This window comes from Alcanivorax sp. 1008 (genome assembly GCF_020667895.1).
GTDB lineage: Bacteria > Pseudomonadota > Gammaproteobacteria > Pseudomonadales > Alcanivoracaceae > PGZG01.
In genome coordinates, this window is sequence record NZ_JAFMPS010000015.1 from 16,646 (window position 1) to 36,548 (window position 19,903).

Here is a 19,903-nt window from a genome sequence, read left to right on the forward strand (position 1 = left end):
CCATGAGTCGCATTCATTCCGAAGACCTGTTTCGCAAGGCGCAGCTGCACATCCCCGGCGGCGTCAACTCACCAGTGCGAGCCTTTCGCGGCGTCGGCGGTCAGCCGGTATTTTTCCATCGCGCTGAAGGCCCTTACCTGTTTGATGAAGACGATAACCGCTACATCGACTATATCGGCTCATGGGGGCCCATGATTCTCGGCCACGGCAATGCTCAGGTATTGGCCGCTGTGATTGACGCCGCGCGTAATGGCCTTAGCTTCGGCGCGCCCACCGCTGCAGAGGTGGAAATGGCCGATCTGGTCTGCGAGCTACTGCCGTCAATGGACATGGTGCGCATGGTCAGCTCAGGCACCGAAGCGACCATGAGCGCCATCCGTCTGGCCCGCGGTTACACCGGCCGCGACACCTTGATCAAGTTCGAGGGCTGCTACCATGGCCACGCCGACTCACTACTGGTTAAAGCCGGCTCCGGCGCTCTGACCCTCGGCGTGCCGAGCTCCCCCGGGGTGCCGGCGGCACTGGCGGAACACACCCTGACACTGGAATACAACAATGCGGCTCAGGTGGAAGAAACCTTTGCCAAGATGGGCGACCAGATTGCCTGCGTGATCGTCGAGCCAGTGGCTGGCAACATGAACTGCGTGCCGCCTATGAATAACTTTCTGCACACGCTGCGAAAATGCTGCGATGAGCATGGCGCGGTGCTGATCTTTGACGAAGTTATGACTGGATTCCGTGTCGCTCTGGGCGGAGCCCAGTCGGTCTACAACATCACTCCCGATCTGACCACGCTTGGCAAGGTCATTGGCGGCGGCATGCCGGTTGGCGCTTTCGGCGGCAAGCGCGAGATTATGGAACATCTTGCCCCGCTCGGCCCGGTGTATCAGGCCGGCACCCTGTCCGGCAACCCGGTAGCGATGGCCGCTGGTATGGCTACCCTGAAGCAGATCAGTGCGCCGGGCTTCTTCGACGAGCTTGGCCGCCTCACCGCACGTCTGACTCAAGGACTGGAAACCATGGCGCGGGAAAAAGGCATTGCCATGACCACCAATCAGGTCGGCGGAATGTTCGGACTGTTCTTTACCGACCAGACCCGAATTGCCTCTCTCAACGATGTCATGGGCTGTGATCAGGAACGTTTCAAGAAATTTTTCCATGCCATGCTTGATCGTGGTGTCTATCTGGCACCCAGTGCATTTGAGGCCGGCTTTGTCTCAATCACCCATACCGATGCGGTAATTGATGATACGCTGGAGCGAGCACGGGAAGCATTTCGCGCCCTGTGAAGAAGAGGCGCCAGCAACGTTGACCTGACCATTAATTAACGGCACGGTGACGCTATAACAAGGCAGCCGCTGAAGCACTGAGGCGGCACCCTCCACCACGGAAGGAAAGAGCGCGGCCGTGACCACCTCTCTGCCCCCTGATATCAGTCAAAGTCTGCTGCAGCGATTCAACTCGGTGCGGCAGCGTTCTGTGGACTACTGCGCGCCACTGCATCCTGAAGACTGTAATCTTCAGGCCATGCCGGAGACCAGTCCGGCAAAATGGCATCTTGCTCATACCGCCTGGTTCTTCGAAACTTTTCTGCTGAAGCCGTATCTGCGCAATTACCAGCCCTTTCATGACCGTTTCGAGTACCTGTTTAACTCCTACTACAACGGCGTCGGCAGCCAGTATCCGCGCGCCCAGCGTGGACTCCTGTCGCGGCCAACGCTGGATGAAGTCCTCCACTACCGTTTGCATGTAGACCAGTCGATGACAACGCTACTGTCACAGGTTGATCACCCTGCACGTCAGGACATTATTCGCCGCACCGAGCTCGGCGTGCACCATGAATATCAGCATCAGGAGCTATTTTTTACCGACATTAAATACAACCTTGCGTGCAACCCACTGGCACCGCAATACCGCCACCATGAGGGGTTGATGCCTTCTGTAGAGTCTGCTGACGCCATTCGCTGGGAAACTTTCAGCGCAGGACTGATCAGCATGGGCAACGACGCTCATAACGGCTTTGTTTTTGATAATGAGACCCCTGTACACAAGCGCTTCCTTGCACCATTTGAGCTCGCCTCACGGCCAGTGTGTAACGCCGAAGTACTGGCCTTTATTCATGACGGCGGTTATCGCACTCCATCACTTTGGCTAGCTGATGGCTGGGCCAAGGTTCAGCAAGAGCAGTGGCAACACCCACTTTACTGGCAGCAACATGACGATCACTGGAAGGTGTTCACCCTGCATGGCCTAGCACCGCTTAATCCGGCTGACACAGCCGTGCACCTCAGTGCCTATGAGGCAGATGCCATAGCCCGTTGGCTTGGGGCCCGCCTGCCTGATGAAGCAGAGTGGGAGCTGGCAGCGCAGTCATTGCCCGTGCAGGGTCATTTTCTGTCCGGCACCGGATTGCTGCAGCCGGGAAGGGCAGATGCCACGCCACTGTCACAGATGTTCGGCAGCGTCTGGGAGTGGACCGCCTCCAGTTATGCGCCATACCCGGGCTATCGAGCGGCGGCGGGCGCCCTGGGAGAGTACAACGGCAAATTTATGTGTAACCAGCTGGTATTGCGTGGCGGTTCCTGCGTCAGTGACCCCGAGCAGCTTAGACCAAGCTACCGCAACTTTTTCTACCCGCCGGATCGCTGGCAATTCAGCGGCCTGCGACTGGCCAGGGATGGAGACAGCATATGAGCCATAGCCAACACAAGCAGGCCACTTTTCAATATCAGGATCTTGGCCCAGCAAGTAGCAATAGTCGGGCAGAAATTCTTGCTGGCCTGCGCGAAGAGCGAAAGCGGATTAGCCCAAAGTATTTTTATGACGATACCGGCTCAACACTATTTGAAGAGATTACGCGTCAGCCCGAGTATTACCCGACCCGCACAGAACGACACATTCTCACTGAGCATGCAATGGACATGGCCGCAGCCATTGGTACCGGCACGGTACTAATGGAACCAGGCGCAGGCAGCTGCGAAAAAGTACGGCTGCTACTGGATGCACTCAAGCCCACCGCCTATGTGCCAATGGATATCGCCGGCGATTTTCTACAACGCTCTGCCGCCGGACTACAACGCCAGTTTCCATGGCTGCACATCGCCGCGCTACGCGCCGACTTTGCAGCCATGCCATCGCTGCCCCAGGGGCTGCCCGCTGGACCAAGAACGCTTTTTTACCCGGGCTCTACACTGGGTAATTTCTCTCCCCTGCAAGCCACCAGCTTCCTGCGCCATGCTAAACGGCTTGTCGGTGACGGGGGCACCCTGCTGATCGGCGTTGATCTGCACAAAGACAGCGCCACCCTGAATCGCGCTTACAATGACAGCGCCGGTGTGACAGCGCGCTTTAACCGCAACACACTCCACCATCTGAACCGAATTCTGCCGGCCGACTTTGAACCGTTGCAGTTTAGTCATGTCGCCTTCTACAACAGCGATTGCCATCGCATCGAAATGTATCTGGAAAGCCAGACTGAGCAAACTGTGACTGCGGCCGGAGAGGCGATTTATTTTTCCACCGGGGAGCGTATCCATACGGAAATTTCCTGCAAGTATTCGCAGGAGAGCTTCACTGCACTGGCTGCTGCAGCAGATCTCAAAGTACGAAATTGCTGGCGAGATGCCGAGGACTTGTTTGCCGTTTTTCTACTAACCTCAGGCGAAACCTAAACCAGAACCAGAGGAATCATCTTTGGCATGCTGGCCGGGATTTTGCGCGCGCCCTTGTGCCACTGCTCAAGAAGCCAGTCTGCATGCACCATCATGGTTGGACGGAGCCAAAGAGGAATCTCTTCCACTGGCCAACTGCCAGCAAGCCGGAACCTGGCGCAGCCAGTGCAATCCTGAAGGCAAAAACGACGCTGATAGACTGGTCCGGTACCCTGCTCCTTAGGGCTTTGGCACCGCTCCATGTAGGGACAACGCATCAGCTGGTCTCGACGACAATGGGTTAATCAGAGTACGACCAATCCGTTTACTCAGACAATGCTGTCAAAGTAATCTCATCCGATATGGAGATATCGAGGGGGCAGATATCTATCTGCACTCAGCTGTCGGCGATGGCGGGGCGTACCAAGCCCATTTTCCGGCTAAACATAACCAGCAGCCCGCCGAGAAAAAACATCACCACACCATATACCGCACTGGGCACCGACATCTCATTTGAATGCAACAGTGTCAGGGTAATCATAAGACCAAGCGTAGCGTTCTTCAGACCAAGCTCCACGGCGATGGTAAATGACTGCTTCAGATCCAGGCCAATTAGGCGACCACCACCAAGGCCAATAGCAATCCCGATAATGTTAAGAGCCACCGCAATATAAGTCCCGTCACGCGCCAGCGTCACGACGCGGTCGCCGAGTGACAACAGAATCGCCACGATCACCAGCACCAGAACGGTCATCCCAAACGCACCGACAAAGCGCTCTGCTCTGGCGGCAAAAACCGGAGCCCATTTGCGCAATGTCATGCCGATAATCAATGGAACGATCACGATCACGATTAGTGAGACGATCGTTCGCCCAACCGGTAACTGGATGGCAACGCTGGCATCCTGGAACAGATCCAGGGCCAAGCCGGCAAACAACGGCAAGGTGACGATTGCGGCAAGACTGGCAAGCACAGTAAGCACCACCGACAGGGCCACATCTCCACCTCCAAGATAGGTAAAGATATTTGAGGTGGTCCCCCCCGGACAGGCGGCAATAATGACCAGGCCCACGGCCAGCAGCGGGTCAAGCTGCATCACCCAAGCCAACCCGAACGCTGCCAGCGGCACGATAAGCACCTGCGCCAACAAACCGAAAAAAGTTGCCTTAGGGGCAATCAGAACTTCACGAAAATCTTTCGGCGTCAGTGTCAGACCCATGCCGATCATGATCAGAAACAGCGCTGCCGGTAGACCTATATCAACTAAACCACCCTGCATGCCTGCACCCCGATACTTTTATTATCACTTTATGCCAGACGCCATCTTACACTGACACGATGCGCTGCCATGGCTTGGCCTGCTCTATTTCAAACGCCAATTCCAGCAATGTACGCTCTGCGCCATGGGCTGACGAGAACTGTACAGCAATCGGCAGACCTTTCTCAGACTGCCCCATTGGCAAAGAAATTGCCGGGCTGCCACTGGCATTGTTCATTGGCGTAAAACTTACGTAGCCCATCAGCCTCTCGAATAGCTCATCAAACGGCACTTCTGGGCTGATATAACCAATCTCCGGGGTAACATGAGCGAGTACGGGTGACAAAACCACATCATAATTCTGCATGGCCTTTTCATACTGCTGCCACGTCCGCTGCAACCGCACCAACACTAACGGCAGTCGCCAACCGCGCTTACGGAAACGCTCCGCCAGACCTTTGCTGAGACCATCAAGCTGCTCGGCATCAAAGCCCTTGCCAAAACTGTGCTGGCCAAAGCGACTAGCCATAAAAGCAAGAAAACCCCAGTAGTCGGAGAAATCATCGACGAATGAAGGCTTCACCGGCAACGGCATGATTTCAACGCGGTGGCCCAGACTCTCGAGCAAAGCCACGGTTTGCTCCACCGTTACTCGGGTTTCCGGGCAGGTCTGTGCAGTAAGTGAATCCATGACCAGACCCACTTTCAGGCGCTTCTTGCCCGCTCCTTCCACCAGACCCACTTGCGGTAGCTTGCGGTTCTGCCAGTACTGTTCAGCACCGGCAAAGAAATGGGCGGTATCCCGCACCGAGCGGGTCACCACACCGTCGCAGACCACGTTGACCGGCAAGGTCTTTGACATCTCATTGGTCACAAAACGGCCCCGGGTGGACTTAAGCCCGATCAGGCCGCAGCAGGCTGCCGGTATGCGAATAGATCCACCGCCATCATTGGCATGGGCAATCGGCACAGCTCCAGCCGCCACTAACGCCGCGGAGCCACCAGAGCTTCCGCCACAGGAGTGATCCGTGTGCCATGGATTACGGGTCGGCGCGTTGCCTTCATATTCGGTGGTGCCGTTAAAACCGAACTCGGGCAGAGTAGTTTTGCCAAGCAACGTGAAACCTTGAGCCAGATACTGCTTGGCAAAGGCGCCATGCTTCAGCGCAGGGATCGCAGGGACTGCTCGGGAACCATGCCGAGTCGGCATACCCGCGATGTCGGTATTGTCCTTAATAAAAGTAGGTACGCCGGCAAATACGCCCGAACCACGCTCCACCGAGGCTGCGTGCTGTCTTGCCTGATCATAATCGGCAATCTGCACCGCATTCAGAGCACCGTTGACCTTTTCAACCCGGGCGATGGCCGCTTCCGCCAGCTCCAGAGGGCTGACTTCGCCACGACGGACCATATCCGCCAATGCCACTGCATCAAAGTCCGCCAGCAGATCATCGCTGAAAGCATGGATTCGGTTGTCACTCATGACTGGCCTCGCAGTTTGTACGATAGTGCAAGGATGGAACCACAGCAGCGCCGCACAAGAAAGCCCACGGCACTATTTTGGCCCATCACAACAGTTCACGCTGCTGATAGATTGCCTGCCACGCTTTACCCGGCTTCTGGCTGATTTCATTTTCAAAGTAGTATTTCAGCCGGCGGCGATCGTCCGGTTTATCCTTTAACGCCGCACCAATGATGAAGTGGACCAGGTCCTCCACTCGCATCACTCCTTCATGGTAGTAAAACGCGTAAACACTGAGGGCGTGGGCAACGTTGATTGCCTCCGCCGTGGACAGTGCTGCGCCTGCCAGCCGGTGGGTGCTGCGGCCATCCAGCGACTGGCCGCTACGCAGCTCATGGAACATGGTTACCAGCACTTCAATCACCGTCGGCTCCGGGATCAGATGTATGCCGGAGTTTTCATTCAGCATGGCCAGCTCCTGCAGAACCACGTCGATTTCATCCTGCAGGCGGCGGATCGGCCGAATGGTTTCAAAGTTGAGCCGGCGACGTAATGCCACGCTCATCTTATTCACACCCTCATCAACGCTATTGCTGGTGCCGACAATATTGAATCCGGGCGCCGCGTACAAAGTTCCGTCTTCATCTCCGAGCTCGGGAATGCTGATTATTCGCTCTGACAAAACTGACAAAATCGCATCCTGAAGGCTTTGCGGGCAACGGCTTAGCTCCTCGAAACGAACCAGCTTGCCATCTCGCATACCACGATAAAGAGGCCCGGGAATCAATGCCTGACGGTGAGGGCCAGAGCGAGCTAAGGCGGCACGATCCCAGTCATATAGAAGCTGACTTACCGAGCTGACAGCACTGCCCTGAATCAGCAGTGTGGAATCCCCAGACACCGCTGCAGCGAGCAGTTCGGAAACCCAGGACTTGGCTGTACCTGGCTCGCCAACCAGAAAGCAGCCCCGGTTGGTACAAAGCGAAATAACGATGCGTCGCACTACCCCTTCTTCCGCGACAAACTTTCTGCCGACACCAAGAGCGGCATCTCCACTGATAAACTTCTCCACCGCAATGGGAGACATCTGCCAACCGGGTGGCACAGGTGAATCATCGTGTTGACGAAGTTTTTCAAGCTCTGCTGCGAAACGTACTTCAGCTGGCAGTCTCTGCACTCGTTCCGATTTTTTCATCATTCTTCTCTCACTCCGCCACGCGCTTCTGGCGCCATCCTTTCCGCCGGCAATATGCGGGGCAATTCAGACATCGGAATCACACCTTGAACAACCAGATCCACTGCACTGTCTCGCATAGTTACCAGGCCTGCATCCAGGGCGCGCCAGCGCAGCTCGCCAAGAGGAGGCTGGCGGCTGATGATGTCGCGAAAATCCGCATTAACCTGCATGTACTCAACCACTGAAACCCGACCACGGGTGCCACGTTGACCGCATTGGTCGCATCCCTTTCCAACAAAGCAACGGAAATTATCCGGCACCTCATCAGGAAATAGCTCATGCAGGACTTTCGCATCAGGTTCCGCCGGCTCACGGCAGTGAGTACAGATACGTTTTGCCAAACGCTGGGCAATAACGGCGAGAAGCTCACTGGCAATAGAGTTGCGATGCAGGCCAAGATCGTACAATCGCTGAATCGCATCAACAGCATCGTTGCAATGCAGCGTAGACAACACCAGGTGACCCGTTTGAGAAGCGCGCACCGCTTCAAGGGCTGTCTCGGAGTCCCGAATCTCACCTACCAGAATCACATCAGGATCCTGCCGAACAAAAGATCGCATGGCATCAGCAAAACCGAAGCCAATCTTGGTTCTCACTCTGGTCTGCTGGATATTATCGATGGCATATTCGATCGGGTCCTCTACCGTAATCACCTTGCGACGACCATCATCAGCCAGCTCCTGCAGCCCTGCCGACAGGGTGGTGGACTTACCCGATCCGGTGGGCCCAACAATCAATACCAGACCAGCTGGATTATCCAGTAGCCGACGGTACTGAGAGGCGATTCGCGGGGACAGGCCAAGCTCATCAAGCCCCATGGCGCGACCACTTTGTGGCAGCAGACGAATAACCACATGCTCACCATGCAGTGAAGGCTGTGTCTGGATACGCAGGTCATAAGTGATCTGACCCACCTTGAGTCGTGAGCGACCTCCCTAAGGCAGACGGCGCTCGGCAATATTCAGCTCGGCCCGGGTCTTGATTACATTGATAACGCCTGCCATTTCCGCTGGAGTGAGCTGATAGTGATTAAGGTCCGAGAGCTCACCATCAACCCGCAAACGGACACGCACACGCTGGTGATAGCGCTCTATATGAATGTCACTGGCTTTCTCACTCACAGCATCAAGCAAAATTGCCTCATACACAGCAACCAGATAGGGACTGATATGATTATCCAGTTCCTCCGCAAAGTCCTCGTGTGCAGCGCTCTGTGCGGATGGTGCTGCCTGCGCGATGGCACGGGCACCTTTGTCGCTAATATTGATCGCAGACCAGAGTCGACGATAATCCGTCGGCGTGACCAAAATCCGCTGCACCGCCCTGCCCGGCATCATCGCCTCAAGTGACACGGTTTGTATTTCCGGATTATCAGAGGCCACCTGAAGACAGTCGCCCTTTTGAGCAATTGGAATCATTCGATAATGATCAAGAAAAGTTCTGGAAAACTGACGGACAAGAGACCGATCAATCTGAGGAAATAGTTTGTCCGCCTCTTCGAAAGTAATTCCCAGCCGTTTGGCCACCGCCCGATAAACAGATATATCCTCTGCGCCAAGGTGCCGCTGCACGACTGTCATCAGTGGCAAGCTGAGCCGATCGGCTTCCTCCTTGGCAGTGGCCATCAGATGCTCATCCACCAGCCCCATATCCATCAGTGCTGCACCGATATCACTGGAAAAGTCCACAGGCCCCAGATCCTGACGACGCACATTACCCTGAGCGTCACGCTCGCATAACTCCAGAGAAGTCCAATGCCCGTCTCCGCGACCAAGCATCACCAATGAACCCTCCGTAACCAGCTGCTCAAGCAGTGTGTCTATTTTGGTCAGCTCACATAGCGCGATCACCCGGTCAAATGGGGCAAGGTCCGCAGCCCCCGACTCCCCCTCAGAGACGCGGACAGTGAGGTTGGCCGGCTTGAAGGCGGCCAGGTTTTTCCCGGCAATATCGGCAATCACCTGGTTGTGCTCAACAACCACCAGCTCAGCCACCAGCCTTGATAGAATCATGGCAAAGTACCCCGACCCAGCACCGATAAGCAGAACCTTGTCAGAAGCGCGTAAAGGAGGAATACGGGAGAGGATTGATCTCACCGCCGCCTGCGACGGGATGCTATGGCCAGACATCAGCTCGCTGATATCTGACGAAGACACAAAGGCACTGCGAGGAACAGCATGAACCATCTGGATAGTGCGAAGATCAGTGTTGGCCGGCATAAGGCTCCCAACAGTATTGGCTTGATTGTGATATCAATAGGTTATCGTTTTATTCGAGTGAGGTAATGATGGAAATCAGTTTTTGGCACGAGCGCTGGGAAAAGGGCGAGATCGGCTTCCATCTTTCCAGAGTCAACCCGCTGTTAACACGCTGGTGGCCCTCCCTGGGCGCCGGCGACGGAGATGCCGTGTGGGTGCCACTGTGCGGCAAAAGTCTCGACATGATCTGGCTACACCAGCAGGGACACCCGGTTACCGGAGTGGAGCTATCCAGGCAAGCACTACAATCCTTTGGCATAGAGCAAGGTCTGGATTTGCACTGGCATCAGGACGGAGCCATGGAGGTTGCTGAAAGCTCAGGGTTCACGCTCTACTGCGGCGACTACTTTGCGGTAACCGCCGCACAGCTTGCCGATATTCGTCTGGTTTACGACCGAGCAGCATTGGTCGCCCTGCCAGCAGCTATGCGGCAGCTCTATGTTGCTCATATGCGAAGCGTATTGGCTGCCGGCTGGCGCCTGATGCTACTGACCTTCGAGTATCCGCAGGAACAGCGGCCAGGACCACCATTCAGCGTCCCCGACAGCGAGGTGCAGCAACTTTTTCAAGGCTGCTCCATTGAGCTAATCAGCGAACAGCAGGTCATTGACCGCCATCCCGGCTTCCGCGAGCAAGGCATGACAAGCATGATTGAAAGGGCATACCGTATCAGCGATAGGTCGGCCTGATTCCTGGAACTGACACTTTCTGAAACTAACGGCGCCGGACTAGCATTTCAGCCTCAAGACGGGCCCGTTCGGCGCCCTGCTCATCTCCCTGTCGCATCCGTGCCGTGGCCAATAGCTGCCACAGTGCGGCCTGATAGGCTGGGCGAGGAGGAGCCAGACGCAATGCCCGCTGGATCATAACCTCTGCGCTTTGCGGGTCGTCCTCACGCAGGCGCAACTCAGCCAACTCGCGATACAACCAGGATGACTCAGGCTGCATGTAAAGAGCCCGCTCCAGGTAACGCCCAGCGGCGGCGAGATTGTTCTGCTCCCGAGCGGCAACTGCCATCTGCCAGAGGCTTTCTGCTGCGCTATCTTTTAATGGATCACCCGGCGGCATCTCCATTGGTACGGACATATCGCCCGGCGTTACCGTGCAGGCCGCCAGCGACATCACAGCAATCATCACAATCAGTCGAACAACCCTTTGAACCATCTTTTTACGCCTCCGGGTACAGACTGCACTTTGCCACAGGCACTGCTCTGCTGTGGTATTGATGACGTCATCAATGGATATTCACGAGCACCCTCGCAGCCCTGACCGCTGCGCCGCACCCCATCCGCATCCAGCCATACCATCTCGACGCCGGCCGGCGGGACCAGGCGCATGGGGCGCTGAGGCAACGCAGCCATGATGCTGGTCCAGATGCGTAATGGGCCGCTGCTGCCGGTAAAGCCGGTATCCCCATTGTCATCACGGCCAAGCCACACCAGTGCCAGATGGCTGCCACTAAAGCCGGCAAACCAGGCATCACGCTGGCCATCGCTGGTACCGGTCTTGCCGGCCACCAGCAAATTTGCCGGCAACTGGGCAACCGCATAGCGCCCGGTTCCGCGAATCATTGCCTGACGCAAGGCCCATTGCAGCAAGTAGCCCTGTTGTGGATCAAATACTTGTTCCGGGCGCACCGGGTAGCGCGCCAGCGGCGCGCCATGACGGTCCAGCACATCAGTAATTGAGCGCAAAGGGGTGCGCTGGCCACCGGTGGCAATGGTCTGATACATCACAGCTGTTTCAAATGGGCTCAGATTCAGGCTGCCCAAAAAAATGCTTGGATAGGGAGGAATACGGCTCTGCACACCAAGCTTTTGCAAGGTACGAATCACCTCGCCCAAACCGGCGTCCAAACCAAGACGCGCAATCGCCTGATTGCGTGACTGGGCCAGCGCATCGGTCAGCGACATGGCGCCGAGTGACTGATTGTCATAGTTCTTCGGCTGCCACACCTGTCCGTCTTCCATGCGCACTTCGAACGGACCATCCGTGACCCGCGTGCCAAGGTGAAATTTTGTCGGCTGCTGCAGGGCGGCAAGCACCACCGCCGGCTTGGCCAGCGAGCCGATCGGACGCTGCGCATCGAGAGCCCGATTAAACCCGGCACTACGCGGCGACTTGTCACCCACCAATGCCAGCACATCACCCTGATCCGGCGCGGTAATGATCACCGCGCCATTGAGCTCCTTATGCGGAACAAGAAAATCACTCAGTTTCTGCTCGGCAACCAGTTGCGCCAAAACATCCAGGGTTGAGTGGATCACCAGACCTTCGGAGGCAAGGATTTCTGCTGGGTAATCGCGCCCCAGCTGACGCCGCACCAGATCAATAAAATGAGGAAATGCATATAGCGCTGAACCACCCTTGGGCACCACTTCCAGCGGCTTGTTGCGCAAGTAACCAAGCAGCTTGTCATCCAGCAAGCCCTGACTGGCGGCCGCCTGCAGCACTGTATCGCGGCGCTGCCGTGCACGCTCTGGATGGCGACGCGGGTCATAATAGCTGGGGCCTTTCAGCAGACCGATCAGCATGGCGAACTGGTGCGGCTGCAGCTCTGCCAACGGCCGTCCAAAATAGAACTGTGCTGCCAGCCCCATACCATGAATAGCACGACCACCGTCCTGCCCGAGATACACCTCATTCAGGTAGGTCTCCAGAATCTGCGCCTTGCTGTAATGCAACTCCAGCAACAACGCCATGGGAATCTCGGTCAACTTGCGCGACAGAGTGCGCTCACGAGTCAGCCAAAAATTCTTAACCAGCTGCTGCGTCAGGGTGCTGCCTCCCTGCTCCATCTGGCCAGCACGCAGGTTGGCAAACACAGCGCGCATCAAGCCACGAATAGAAATGCCATGGTGCTCATGAAAGCTTCGATCCTCGGTGGCCATCAGCATATGCACCAATAGCGGCGGCACATCCTCGAGCTTTACCAGCACCCGATCCTCACTATGGCCGGGATGAATACTGCCGATTTGTAGCGGCTCCAAACGTGCAACCGGCAATGGTTGACCACCGGCATCGGTCAACTTGCCAATCCGCTGACTGTCGATAAGCAAACGAATCTGCTGCGCCGGCTCTCCCCCGTCACTGTCGCGAAAGCCTCGGGTATAAAGGGATACACCGCCATTAAAGCGAGCAAAGGTGCCCGGCTCTCGGGCCGCATCATCACGGCGATAGCGGAGCAGCGACAACAACTGATCAAGGTTCTCGGCGGTCATCTCCCGACCGCTGAAGAGCTCCACCGGCCGCGCATAGACCCGCGCTGGCAACTGCCACTGATGGTTATCGAAACGCTGACGCACACGGGCATCCAGCCACGCCAAGCCAAGCAGGCCGATAACCAGGCTCACCAGTGCCAGCTGCCAGACAAGCCGGCGCCAGCGTATGCCAGAGGACGCAGCAGCACGACCCGGCGCCTTGCGGGCCGGAGACCTTTTTCCAGAAGGGGACTTCTTCGCTTTACTCATGGGCCGGCAGTATATAGCACCTTCACGTTTGGCAATGGACCCTGGCATCACCATAATGTTCGCTCTTTGCTTTGAGGAAGCCGACAAATGACCCAGCGCTACGATATCTACGCCATTGGTAACGCCCTCGTCGACACTGAAGTCGAGGTTAGCGATGCCTTTCTCGAACGTATGGGCATCGGCAAGGGCATCATGACGCTGGTCGACGAAGCCCGTCAGCGGGAGCTGGTGTCAGCCCTGAACAGCGAGACCCGGGTTCACCGCCGCGCCAGCGGTGGCTCCGCGTGCAACACTGCGGTAGCTGCTCAATATTTCGGCGCCCGAGCCTTCTATGCCTGTCGGGTCGCCGATGACGACACCGGTCACTTTTTCGTCGATGACCTGCATGCCGCTGGCGTCGATACCAATATGGCCGGCGACAAAAGCGCCGGCGTCAGTGGCAAGTGCCTGGTAATGATCACCCCGGATGCCGAACGGACCATGAACACTTTTCTGGGCATTTCCGAAACCGTCGGCGAAGAAGCAGTTATTGAAGATCAGGTAGCAGCATCCCGATTTGCCTATATCGAAGGCTATCTGGTTACCTCACCAAGCGCCCGCGCTGCGGCTATCCGCCTGCGTGAAACAGCGAAAAAGGCCGGCGTGCGCACGGCTCTGACCTTCTCCGATCCGGCCATGGTGCAGTTCTTCGCCGATGGTTTGCGGGAAATGATCGGCGACGGCGTAGACATTTTGTTCTGCAATGAAGCCGAAGCTTTGGGATTTTCTGGCACTGATAACATTGATGCCGCTATCGACATCCTCAGGACTCACGCCAACGCACTGGTAATTACTCGCGGCGCGCAAGGTGCACGACTTTGGGATGGCGACAGAATTATTGATGTCGAGCCATTCCCGGTAAAGGCAGTGGACAGCAACGGTGCCGGCGACATGTTTGCCGGTGCCTTTCTCTACGCCCTGAGCCAGAGCCACGACTTTGCCACTGCCGGCCGCCTGGCCAGCGCTGCAGCCGCACGGGTGGTTAGCGATTTTGGGCCGCGCTTGCCTGCGGCGGAACACTTGGCCATTCGTCGCGATATTCTTGGCCACTAAGCCAGCATAGAACTGCCAATACAGGATTCGATCATGCATATGCTTTGCCATATTAATGAACTACCGGAAGATGGCGCCCGTGAATTCACTGCCGGCGATCAATCAATCGTCATTGTGCGCCGGGATGGTCAGATACATGCCTATCTAAACTGGTGCCCACACCTTGGCATTGAACTGAACTTCCAGCCGGACGTATTTCTTGACTCTGACAGCCAGTTTATCCAGTGCGCGAATCATGGTGCGCTGTTTGAAATCGATAGTGGCCATTGTCTTTCCGGGCCGTGCAGCGGCGACAAACTGGTGGCGGTAAAGCACAGCATACGTAGCGACGAATTATGGATTGACGAGCTCCCTGAGCCGGCATGACATCCTTGCCGTCCAGCCACCCATTTGATGCATTGACCCCGGATGTCATTCTTGACGCTGTTGAACAACAAGGCTGGCAAACAAGCGGCCACTTTCTTGCTCTGAACAGCTATGAGAATCGGGTTTATCAGATCGGCATTGAAGAGGGCACGCCGATCATCGCCAAATTTTATCGTCCAGGTCGTTGGAGCGACCTGCAAATTCTTGAAGAGCACTCCTTTACCGCAGAGCTAGTCAATCAGGAACTACCTGTGGTGCCGCCATTGCAGGACGCAAGCGGCCAGACACTTTTTCGTCACGGTGATTTCCGCTTCAGCCTGTTTCCTCGTCGTGGCGGCCACGCGCCACCACTGGATGATGACAACTGTCTGGAGTCTATGGGGCGCTGGCTGGCCCGCTTTCACAATGTGGGCGCAGTACGTTCATTCAGTACCCGACCGGCACTAACCATCGAAAGCTTCGGCCATCAATCGGTCAGCTTTCTCAGTGAGCACTTTGTGCCAAAGGACTTGCTACCTGCTTGGCAAAGTATCAGTCGCGACCTACTGGCCATGGTGGAAGACCGCTTCGCCAGTGGCCGCAGCATAGGCATGCTGCGCACCCATGGCGACTGTCACCCCGGCAACGTACTTTGGCGCGATGAAGCCCCCCACTTTATTGATTTGGACGACGCACGCATGGCACCAGCACTCCAGGATCTATGGATGCTGCTGTCGGGTGAACGGGAGCAGCAACAGCAGCAGGTTGGCGCGATACTGGACGGCTACAACGAGTTTCGTGATTTCGATACCGCCGAGCTGCGCTTGATCGAACCACTACGCACCCTGCGGATGCTGCAGTTCTCCGCGTGGATCGGGCAGCGCTGGGATGATCCAGCCTTCCCGCGAGCATTTCCCTGGTTTAATAGCCCACGTTACTGGGGGGAGTTCATTCTGGACCTGCGCATGCAAATGTCCGCATTGCAGGAACCGGCGCTGATTTACTGATTTATCTCGCCATCAGGATCAGAGGATCACTGTGACCGCCTCCTTGAGAGAAAACTCTCGTGGAGAAATTTGAGTTTTCCATGCCACGATAGAAACGCCGCCAGCGGCAGCCTTTCGCAATAACTCGCCATATTTTCGGTCGACTTCATCTGCCGGCCGCATCGCTTTGGCACCCGTATGCTGCACACAAAAAAACAGTACAGCTTTGTGTCCCTGTCGCACCGCCTCCATCAACGTCAACAGATGCTTTTGACCGCGCTCTGTCACTGAATCCGGAAAAGCAATCACGCCATGGTCCGGCTCATCTTCAGCCGGCCCCAATGTCACGTTCTTGACTTCAATATAGGTGTGAGCACCGTGCGCATGGTCCAACACGATATCGAACCGACTATCGGTAAACGTCACTTCACGACGCAGCGCGGTGTAGCGCTTCAACCCTGGCACACGCTTCTCCAGAATCGCTTCAGCTACCAGCTGATTGGTGCGCGCCGTGTTCACCCCCGCCCAGTGACCATGGGCCACCTGCACAGCCTCCAGCGTGTGACGATATTTACGCGCCGGATTACCGCTATCGGAGTACAGCACGGCAGCACCAACCGGCTGACAGTTCTTCATTGAACCTGTATTCGGGCAGTGCAGCGTGATGACGCTGCCGTCAGCCAGCTCCACATCGGCCATAAAGCGCTTATAGCGACGAAGTAATCTCCCCTGTTGCAGTGGCGGGTCAAATTTCATTTGCCGTTCCTGATAATAAAACGACGCAATCTTTCCAGCGCCTCGGTCAAACGCGCCTCATCGGTGGTGTAGGCAATACGCAGACACTTTTCAGGCCCGTGTACGCTGCCAAAGTCCGCGCCGGGTGTCAGGGCAACAAACTCCTGCTCTAGCAACTGCTCACAAAAGGCAAAGCTGTTATCTGTCACAGAGCTGACATCCAGATAGATATAGAACGCACCCTGCGGCTCACCGATAACGTGCAACCCCAACCCTGGCAATGCTTCCAGCAGTAGCTTGCGACGAGCATTCAGCACGTCCCGACGACGATCCAGCTCAAGCCGGGTCTCCGGCAAGAAAGCCGCCAGCGCGGCGTGCTGGGATATGGTTGGCGGAGCGATAAAAAAGTTTTGTGCCATCCGTTCCAGTGCGGCCAGATGTTGTGGCGGCGCCACCATCCAGCCGAGCCGCCAGCCAGTCATGCCAAAATACTTACTGAAGCTGTTTAGCACGAGGGCATCCGGCGCCTCGCTCAGCACCGTATGCTCAGGCTGGTCATAGACCAGACCCTGATAGATTTCATCGACAATCAGCGAACCGCCCAGCTCGGCGACGGTGGTTGCAATGGCCGCACACTCCGTTGCCGGCAGAATCGCTCCAGTGGGATTATCCGGAGATGCCAGCAAAGTACACACGGTATTCGACTGCCAGTGCTGACCAACCTTCTCTGCCGTCACTCGGGCGTCACCTGCCAGTGGCAGTATCTGCGGAATGCCATTGACCAGCTCGACAAAGTGACGGTTACACGGGTAGCCGGGGTCACTCAGCAGCACCCCATCACCAGGATCGACCAGTAGGGCCAGAGCCAACTGCAATGCACCCGAAGCCCCGGGGGTGACAATAATCCGCTCAGGCTCCAGCGAAACGGCAAAACGTTCATGGTAATAGTTGGCAATGGCACGGCGCAGCGCTGGCAGCCCGATAGCTGGAGTGTAGCGGGTCAGGGCCTCGGACAACGCCCGCTGCCCGGCCTCAACAATCGGCGCCGGCGTCGGAAAGTCAGGTTCCCCCACCTCCAGGTGAATGACATCGTGGCCGGCGGCCTGCAACGCCTGAGCACGGCCCAGCAGAGCCATTACATGAAACGGTGCAATACGGTCATTACGAGAGGCCTGACGAAGCATGATAAATCAGTCCTTTGGTTGGCTTTCAGTTTGCAAATGTCCCGCTATAATGCGCCCCGCTTTTACCGGCTGGTGCATCAAAGGTGACAGGACTCAGTGCTACGGGTATTGTCGGACGTTTAGTTGGGCCGAGGGGCCCAAGCCGGCGGAGCCGGTGGCACACTAACAGCGAGCAGTGAGTATGTTAAGGGAGTTGATCAGAATGGCTACCCGCACCAAGAACAACAGCAAAAAACCGGCAGCCAAAGCCACCCCGAAGGCAGCAGCAGCCAAGAAGACGGCGGCCAAACCTATCGCCAAAGCAGCTAAAAAGGCCACCCCTGCAAAAAAAGCGGCGGCAAAACCTGCTGCGGCCAAAAAGACCAGTAGCAGTAAAGCCAGCAAACCCGTCGCCAAGAAAGCAGCTGCTAAACCAGCCACCAAGAAGCCCGCCACTAAACCGGCGGCTAAAGTAGCGAAAAAGGCTGCAGCAAAGCCGACCGCCGCCAAACCGGCCAGCAAGGCCAAAGCTCCGGCAAAAGCCGCAGCAAAAGCCAAAGTCAGCGCGGTGAAGGCAGCCCCGGCAAAAGCCGCAAAAGCCACCTCGAACAAAAAAGCAGCGCCCGCCAAAGCGAAGGCCGCTGCCCCGGCAAAGGCCAAAGCAACTCCGGCAAAAGCAACACCCAAGGCGCCCGCACCGAAGCCGGCCGCCGCCAAGCCCGCGGCCAGCAAACCGCCGGTAAAACAGGAAACCGCCAAACCCAAAACCGCCAGGAAGGCAGCGGTGAAGAAGCCGACCCAAGCGTCGGCCATTCCCGCCCGGCCCGCTTCCGCTTTACCGGCGAAACCGAGTGTGGGGAGAGCAACGCAGTCCTCCGTACAGGTATCGACACCCGTGAAACGCCAGAGCAATAGCAGCACCTTGCCCGCTTCCACCACTCCCATTTTTGGCATGGCACCGTACCAGCCGAGCAAAAATGAGGAGTATATGAATCCGGCTCAACATCAGCACTTCCGCAAAATTTTGATGGCCTGGCGCCAGGAACTGATGGAAGAAGCAGACCGCACCATGCACCACCTGCAGGATGAGGCTGCCAATCTGCCGGATCCGAATGATCGCGCCACTCAAGAAGAAGAGTTCGCTCTGGAACTGCGCGCGCGCGACCGTGAACGCAAGCTTCTGAAGAAGATCGAGAAGGCTCTCGATATGATCGACAAGGATGAATATGGCTGGTGCGAAGCCTGCGGCATTGAGATCGGCATTCGCCGCCTTGAAGCCCGGCCCACCGCCGAACTTTGCATTGACTGCAAAGAACTAGCCGAGATAAAGGAGCGGCAGCTGGCCAACTGACCGGCGTGCTGCACCTCAAGCCCCGCAAAACGCCGGATAACTCCGGCGTTTTGCGTTGTCGGAGTCAGCAATGACCTCACCCCGATACAGAGGCCGGTTTGCCCCCACTCCCTCTGGCCCACTGCACCTTGGTTCACTGGTTATGGCGCTGGCCAGCTGGCTGGATGCTCGTCAACAGCAGGGTGAGTGGCTAGTACGCATTGACGATATTGACCCGCCCCGAGAAACGCCCGGCGCTGCGGATACTATTTTGCGCCAGCTAGAGGCCTTTGCTCTGCACTGGGATGGCCAGGTGCACTATCAAAGCCAGCACCACGAAGCCTATCAAGCGGCTGTCCAGCAACTACTACTGCAGGGCGATGCATTTTACTGTCGGCTGTCGCGTAAAGACCTGGCGGCATTAGGCAATGTGCACCCGGGCAAACATCTTTCGGTTAGCTCACCGGAAGATACCGCCGTGCGACTCTCCGTACCTGCCGAAGCGCTGTGCTTTGATGACCGCTTTCAGGGCAGACGGTGCTTCCGGCTTGACCAGCAGGAAGGCGCTTTCGTTATTCGTCGCCGGGACGGCCTGTTCGCCTACCAGCTGGCCTGCGCAGTAGACGATGCGGATATGGCCATTACAGACGTCATCCGCGGCATGGACCTAATCGAGTCCACCCCGCGGCAGATCCACCTACTTAACTGTCTGCAACGGCCAAAGCCGCGCTATGGCCATCTGCCGGTGGTACTTGATAGAAGCGGCGAGAAACTCTCCAAGTCTTCTGGTGCAGCAGCAATCACAGCTGATCAGGCCCCTGTGACCCTGCAACGAGCGCTCGCACATCTGGGCATAGACGTGGAAATAGACAGCCCGGAGCAGATGCTGCTGGCCGCCCTTTAGTCTCAGCGATGGG

The 19,903-nt window shown here is 56.8% G+C and carries 17 protein-coding genes and 1 pseudogene; 9 read left to right on the top strand and 9 right to left on the bottom strand.

Translation table 11 applies throughout. The features are described from left to right. The first annotated feature begins 2 nt into the window (after positions 1 to 2). From hemL to egtD, 3 genes are all read left to right on the top strand, one after another. Positions 3 to 1,289, top strand: coding sequence for a glutamate-1-semialdehyde 2,1-aminomutase (gene hemL / locus J1C54_RS13625; protein WP_229148864.1), 1,287 nt, complete (start codon positions 3 to 5; stop codon positions 1,287 to 1,289). 118 nt (positions 1,290 to 1,407) lie between these two features. Next, a complete protein-coding gene (gene egtB / locus J1C54_RS13630) occupies positions 1,408 to 2,694 on the top strand; it encodes an ergothioneine biosynthesis protein EgtB (protein ID WP_229148867.1) in 1,287 nt (428 codons plus the stop codon). Next, positions 2,691 to 3,671, top strand: coding sequence for an L-histidine N(alpha)-methyltransferase (egtD, locus tag J1C54_RS13635; RefSeq protein WP_229148869.1), 981 nt, complete (start codon positions 2,691 to 2,693; stop codon positions 3,669 to 3,671). The genes egtB and egtD overlap by 4 nt, the downstream gene beginning before the upstream one ends. On the opposite strand, the gene J1C54_RS13640 is transcribed toward egtD, so the two are convergent. The 5 genes and pseudogenes from J1C54_RS13640 to J1C54_RS13660 all read right to left on the bottom strand — a co-directional run bounded on the left by J1C54_RS13640 (position 3,668) and on the right by J1C54_RS13660 (position 9,826). Beyond that, complete coding sequence (locus J1C54_RS13640; RefSeq protein WP_229148872.1) at positions 3,668 to 3,928, bottom strand: hypothetical protein; 261 nt, start codon at positions 3,926 to 3,928, stop codon at positions 3,668 to 3,670. The two genes, egtD and J1C54_RS13640, sit on opposite strands and share 4 nt — an antisense overlap. A gap of 119 nt (positions 3,929 to 4,047) precedes the next feature. Next, positions 4,048 to 4,929, bottom strand: coding sequence for a bile acid:sodium symporter family protein (locus J1C54_RS13645; RefSeq protein ID WP_229148874.1), 882 nt, complete (start codon positions 4,927 to 4,929; stop codon positions 4,048 to 4,050). A 46-nt stretch (positions 4,930 to 4,975) separates the two neighbouring features. Continuing rightward, positions 4,976 to 6,391 (bottom strand): amidase, encoded by a 1,416-nt coding sequence (locus J1C54_RS13650; protein ID WP_229148876.1) that lies wholly within the window; start codon positions 6,389 to 6,391, stop codon positions 4,976 to 4,978. An 85-nt stretch (positions 6,392 to 6,476) separates the two neighbouring features. Continuing rightward, positions 6,477 to 7,568 carry an AAA family ATPase gene (locus tag J1C54_RS13655; protein ID WP_229148878.1) on the bottom strand — a complete coding sequence of 364 codons (1,092 nt, stop codon included), beginning with the start codon at positions 7,566 to 7,568 and terminating at the stop codon, positions 6,477 to 6,479. Further along, a pseudogene (locus tag J1C54_RS13660) lies at positions 7,565 to 9,826 on the bottom strand (ATPase, T2SS/T4P/T4SS family). The gene J1C54_RS13655 and the pseudogene J1C54_RS13660 overlap by 4 nt, the downstream one beginning before the upstream one ends. A 68-nt stretch (positions 9,827 to 9,894) precedes the next feature. On the opposite strand from J1C54_RS13660, the gene J1C54_RS13665 reads away from it, so the two are divergent. Then, a complete protein-coding gene (locus J1C54_RS13665; RefSeq protein ID WP_229148879.1) occupies positions 9,895 to 10,554 on the top strand; it encodes a thiopurine S-methyltransferase in 660 nt (219 codons plus the stop codon). Between the two features lie 25 nt (positions 10,555 to 10,579). On the opposite strand, the gene J1C54_RS13670 is transcribed toward J1C54_RS13665, so the two are convergent. Beyond that, a complete protein-coding gene (locus J1C54_RS13670; protein WP_229148880.1) occupies positions 10,580 to 11,029 on the bottom strand; it encodes a tetratricopeptide repeat protein in 450 nt (149 codons plus the stop codon). Next, positions 11,005 to 13,335 carry a penicillin-binding protein 1B gene (gene mrcB, locus J1C54_RS13675; RefSeq protein WP_229148881.1) on the bottom strand — a complete coding sequence of 777 codons (2,331 nt, stop codon included), beginning with the start codon at positions 13,333 to 13,335 and terminating at the stop codon, positions 11,005 to 11,007. Before mrcB ends, J1C54_RS13670 begins: the two co-directional genes overlap by 25 nt. A gap of 87 nt (positions 13,336 to 13,422) precedes the next feature. On the opposite strand from mrcB, the gene J1C54_RS13680 reads away from it, so the two are divergent. Genes J1C54_RS13680 through J1C54_RS13690 form a run of 3 tightly spaced genes read left to right on the top strand, consistent with a single transcriptional unit; the run spans position 13,423 to position 15,779 of the window. Then, on the top strand, positions 13,423 to 14,427 hold the full coding sequence (locus J1C54_RS13680) for an adenosine kinase (protein WP_229148882.1): 1,005 nt from the start codon (positions 13,423 to 13,425) through the stop codon (positions 14,425 to 14,427). 33 nt (positions 14,428 to 14,460) lie between these two features. Further along, on the top strand, positions 14,461 to 14,793 hold the full coding sequence (locus J1C54_RS13685) for a Rieske (2Fe-2S) protein (RefSeq protein ID WP_229148885.1): 333 nt from the start codon (positions 14,461 to 14,463) through the stop codon (positions 14,791 to 14,793). After that, on the top strand, positions 14,790 to 15,779 hold the full coding sequence (locus J1C54_RS13690) for a serine/threonine protein kinase (RefSeq protein ID WP_229148887.1): 990 nt from the start codon (positions 14,790 to 14,792) through the stop codon (positions 15,777 to 15,779). The genes J1C54_RS13685 and J1C54_RS13690 overlap by 4 nt, the downstream gene beginning before the upstream one ends. 18 nt (positions 15,780 to 15,797) lie before the next feature. Here the strand turns inward: J1C54_RS13690 and sfsA are convergent, their stop codons facing one another. Next, entirely contained in the window at positions 15,798 to 16,514 is a 717-nt protein-coding gene (gene sfsA / locus J1C54_RS13695; RefSeq protein ID WP_229148890.1) for a DNA/RNA nuclease SfsA, read from the bottom strand. Beyond that, positions 16,511 to 17,677, bottom strand: coding sequence for an aminotransferase class I/II-fold pyridoxal phosphate-dependent enzyme (locus J1C54_RS13700; RefSeq protein ID WP_229148893.1), 1,167 nt, complete (start codon positions 17,675 to 17,677; stop codon positions 16,511 to 16,513). Before J1C54_RS13700 ends, sfsA begins: the two co-directional genes overlap by 4 nt. A 931-nt stretch (positions 17,678 to 18,608) precedes the next feature. Between J1C54_RS13700 and dksA the strand changes: the two genes are divergently transcribed. Then, positions 18,609 to 19,007 (top strand): RNA polymerase-binding protein DksA, encoded by a 399-nt coding sequence (dksA, locus tag J1C54_RS13705; RefSeq protein ID WP_229148916.1) that lies wholly within the window; start codon positions 18,609 to 18,611, stop codon positions 19,005 to 19,007. A 70-nt stretch (positions 19,008 to 19,077) separates the two neighbouring features. After that, on the top strand, positions 19,078 to 19,890 hold the full coding sequence (gluQRS, locus tag J1C54_RS13710; protein ID WP_229148894.1) for a tRNA glutamyl-Q(34) synthetase GluQRS: 813 nt from the start codon (positions 19,078 to 19,080) through the stop codon (positions 19,888 to 19,890). Positions 19,891 to 19,903: the final 13 nt, after the last annotated feature.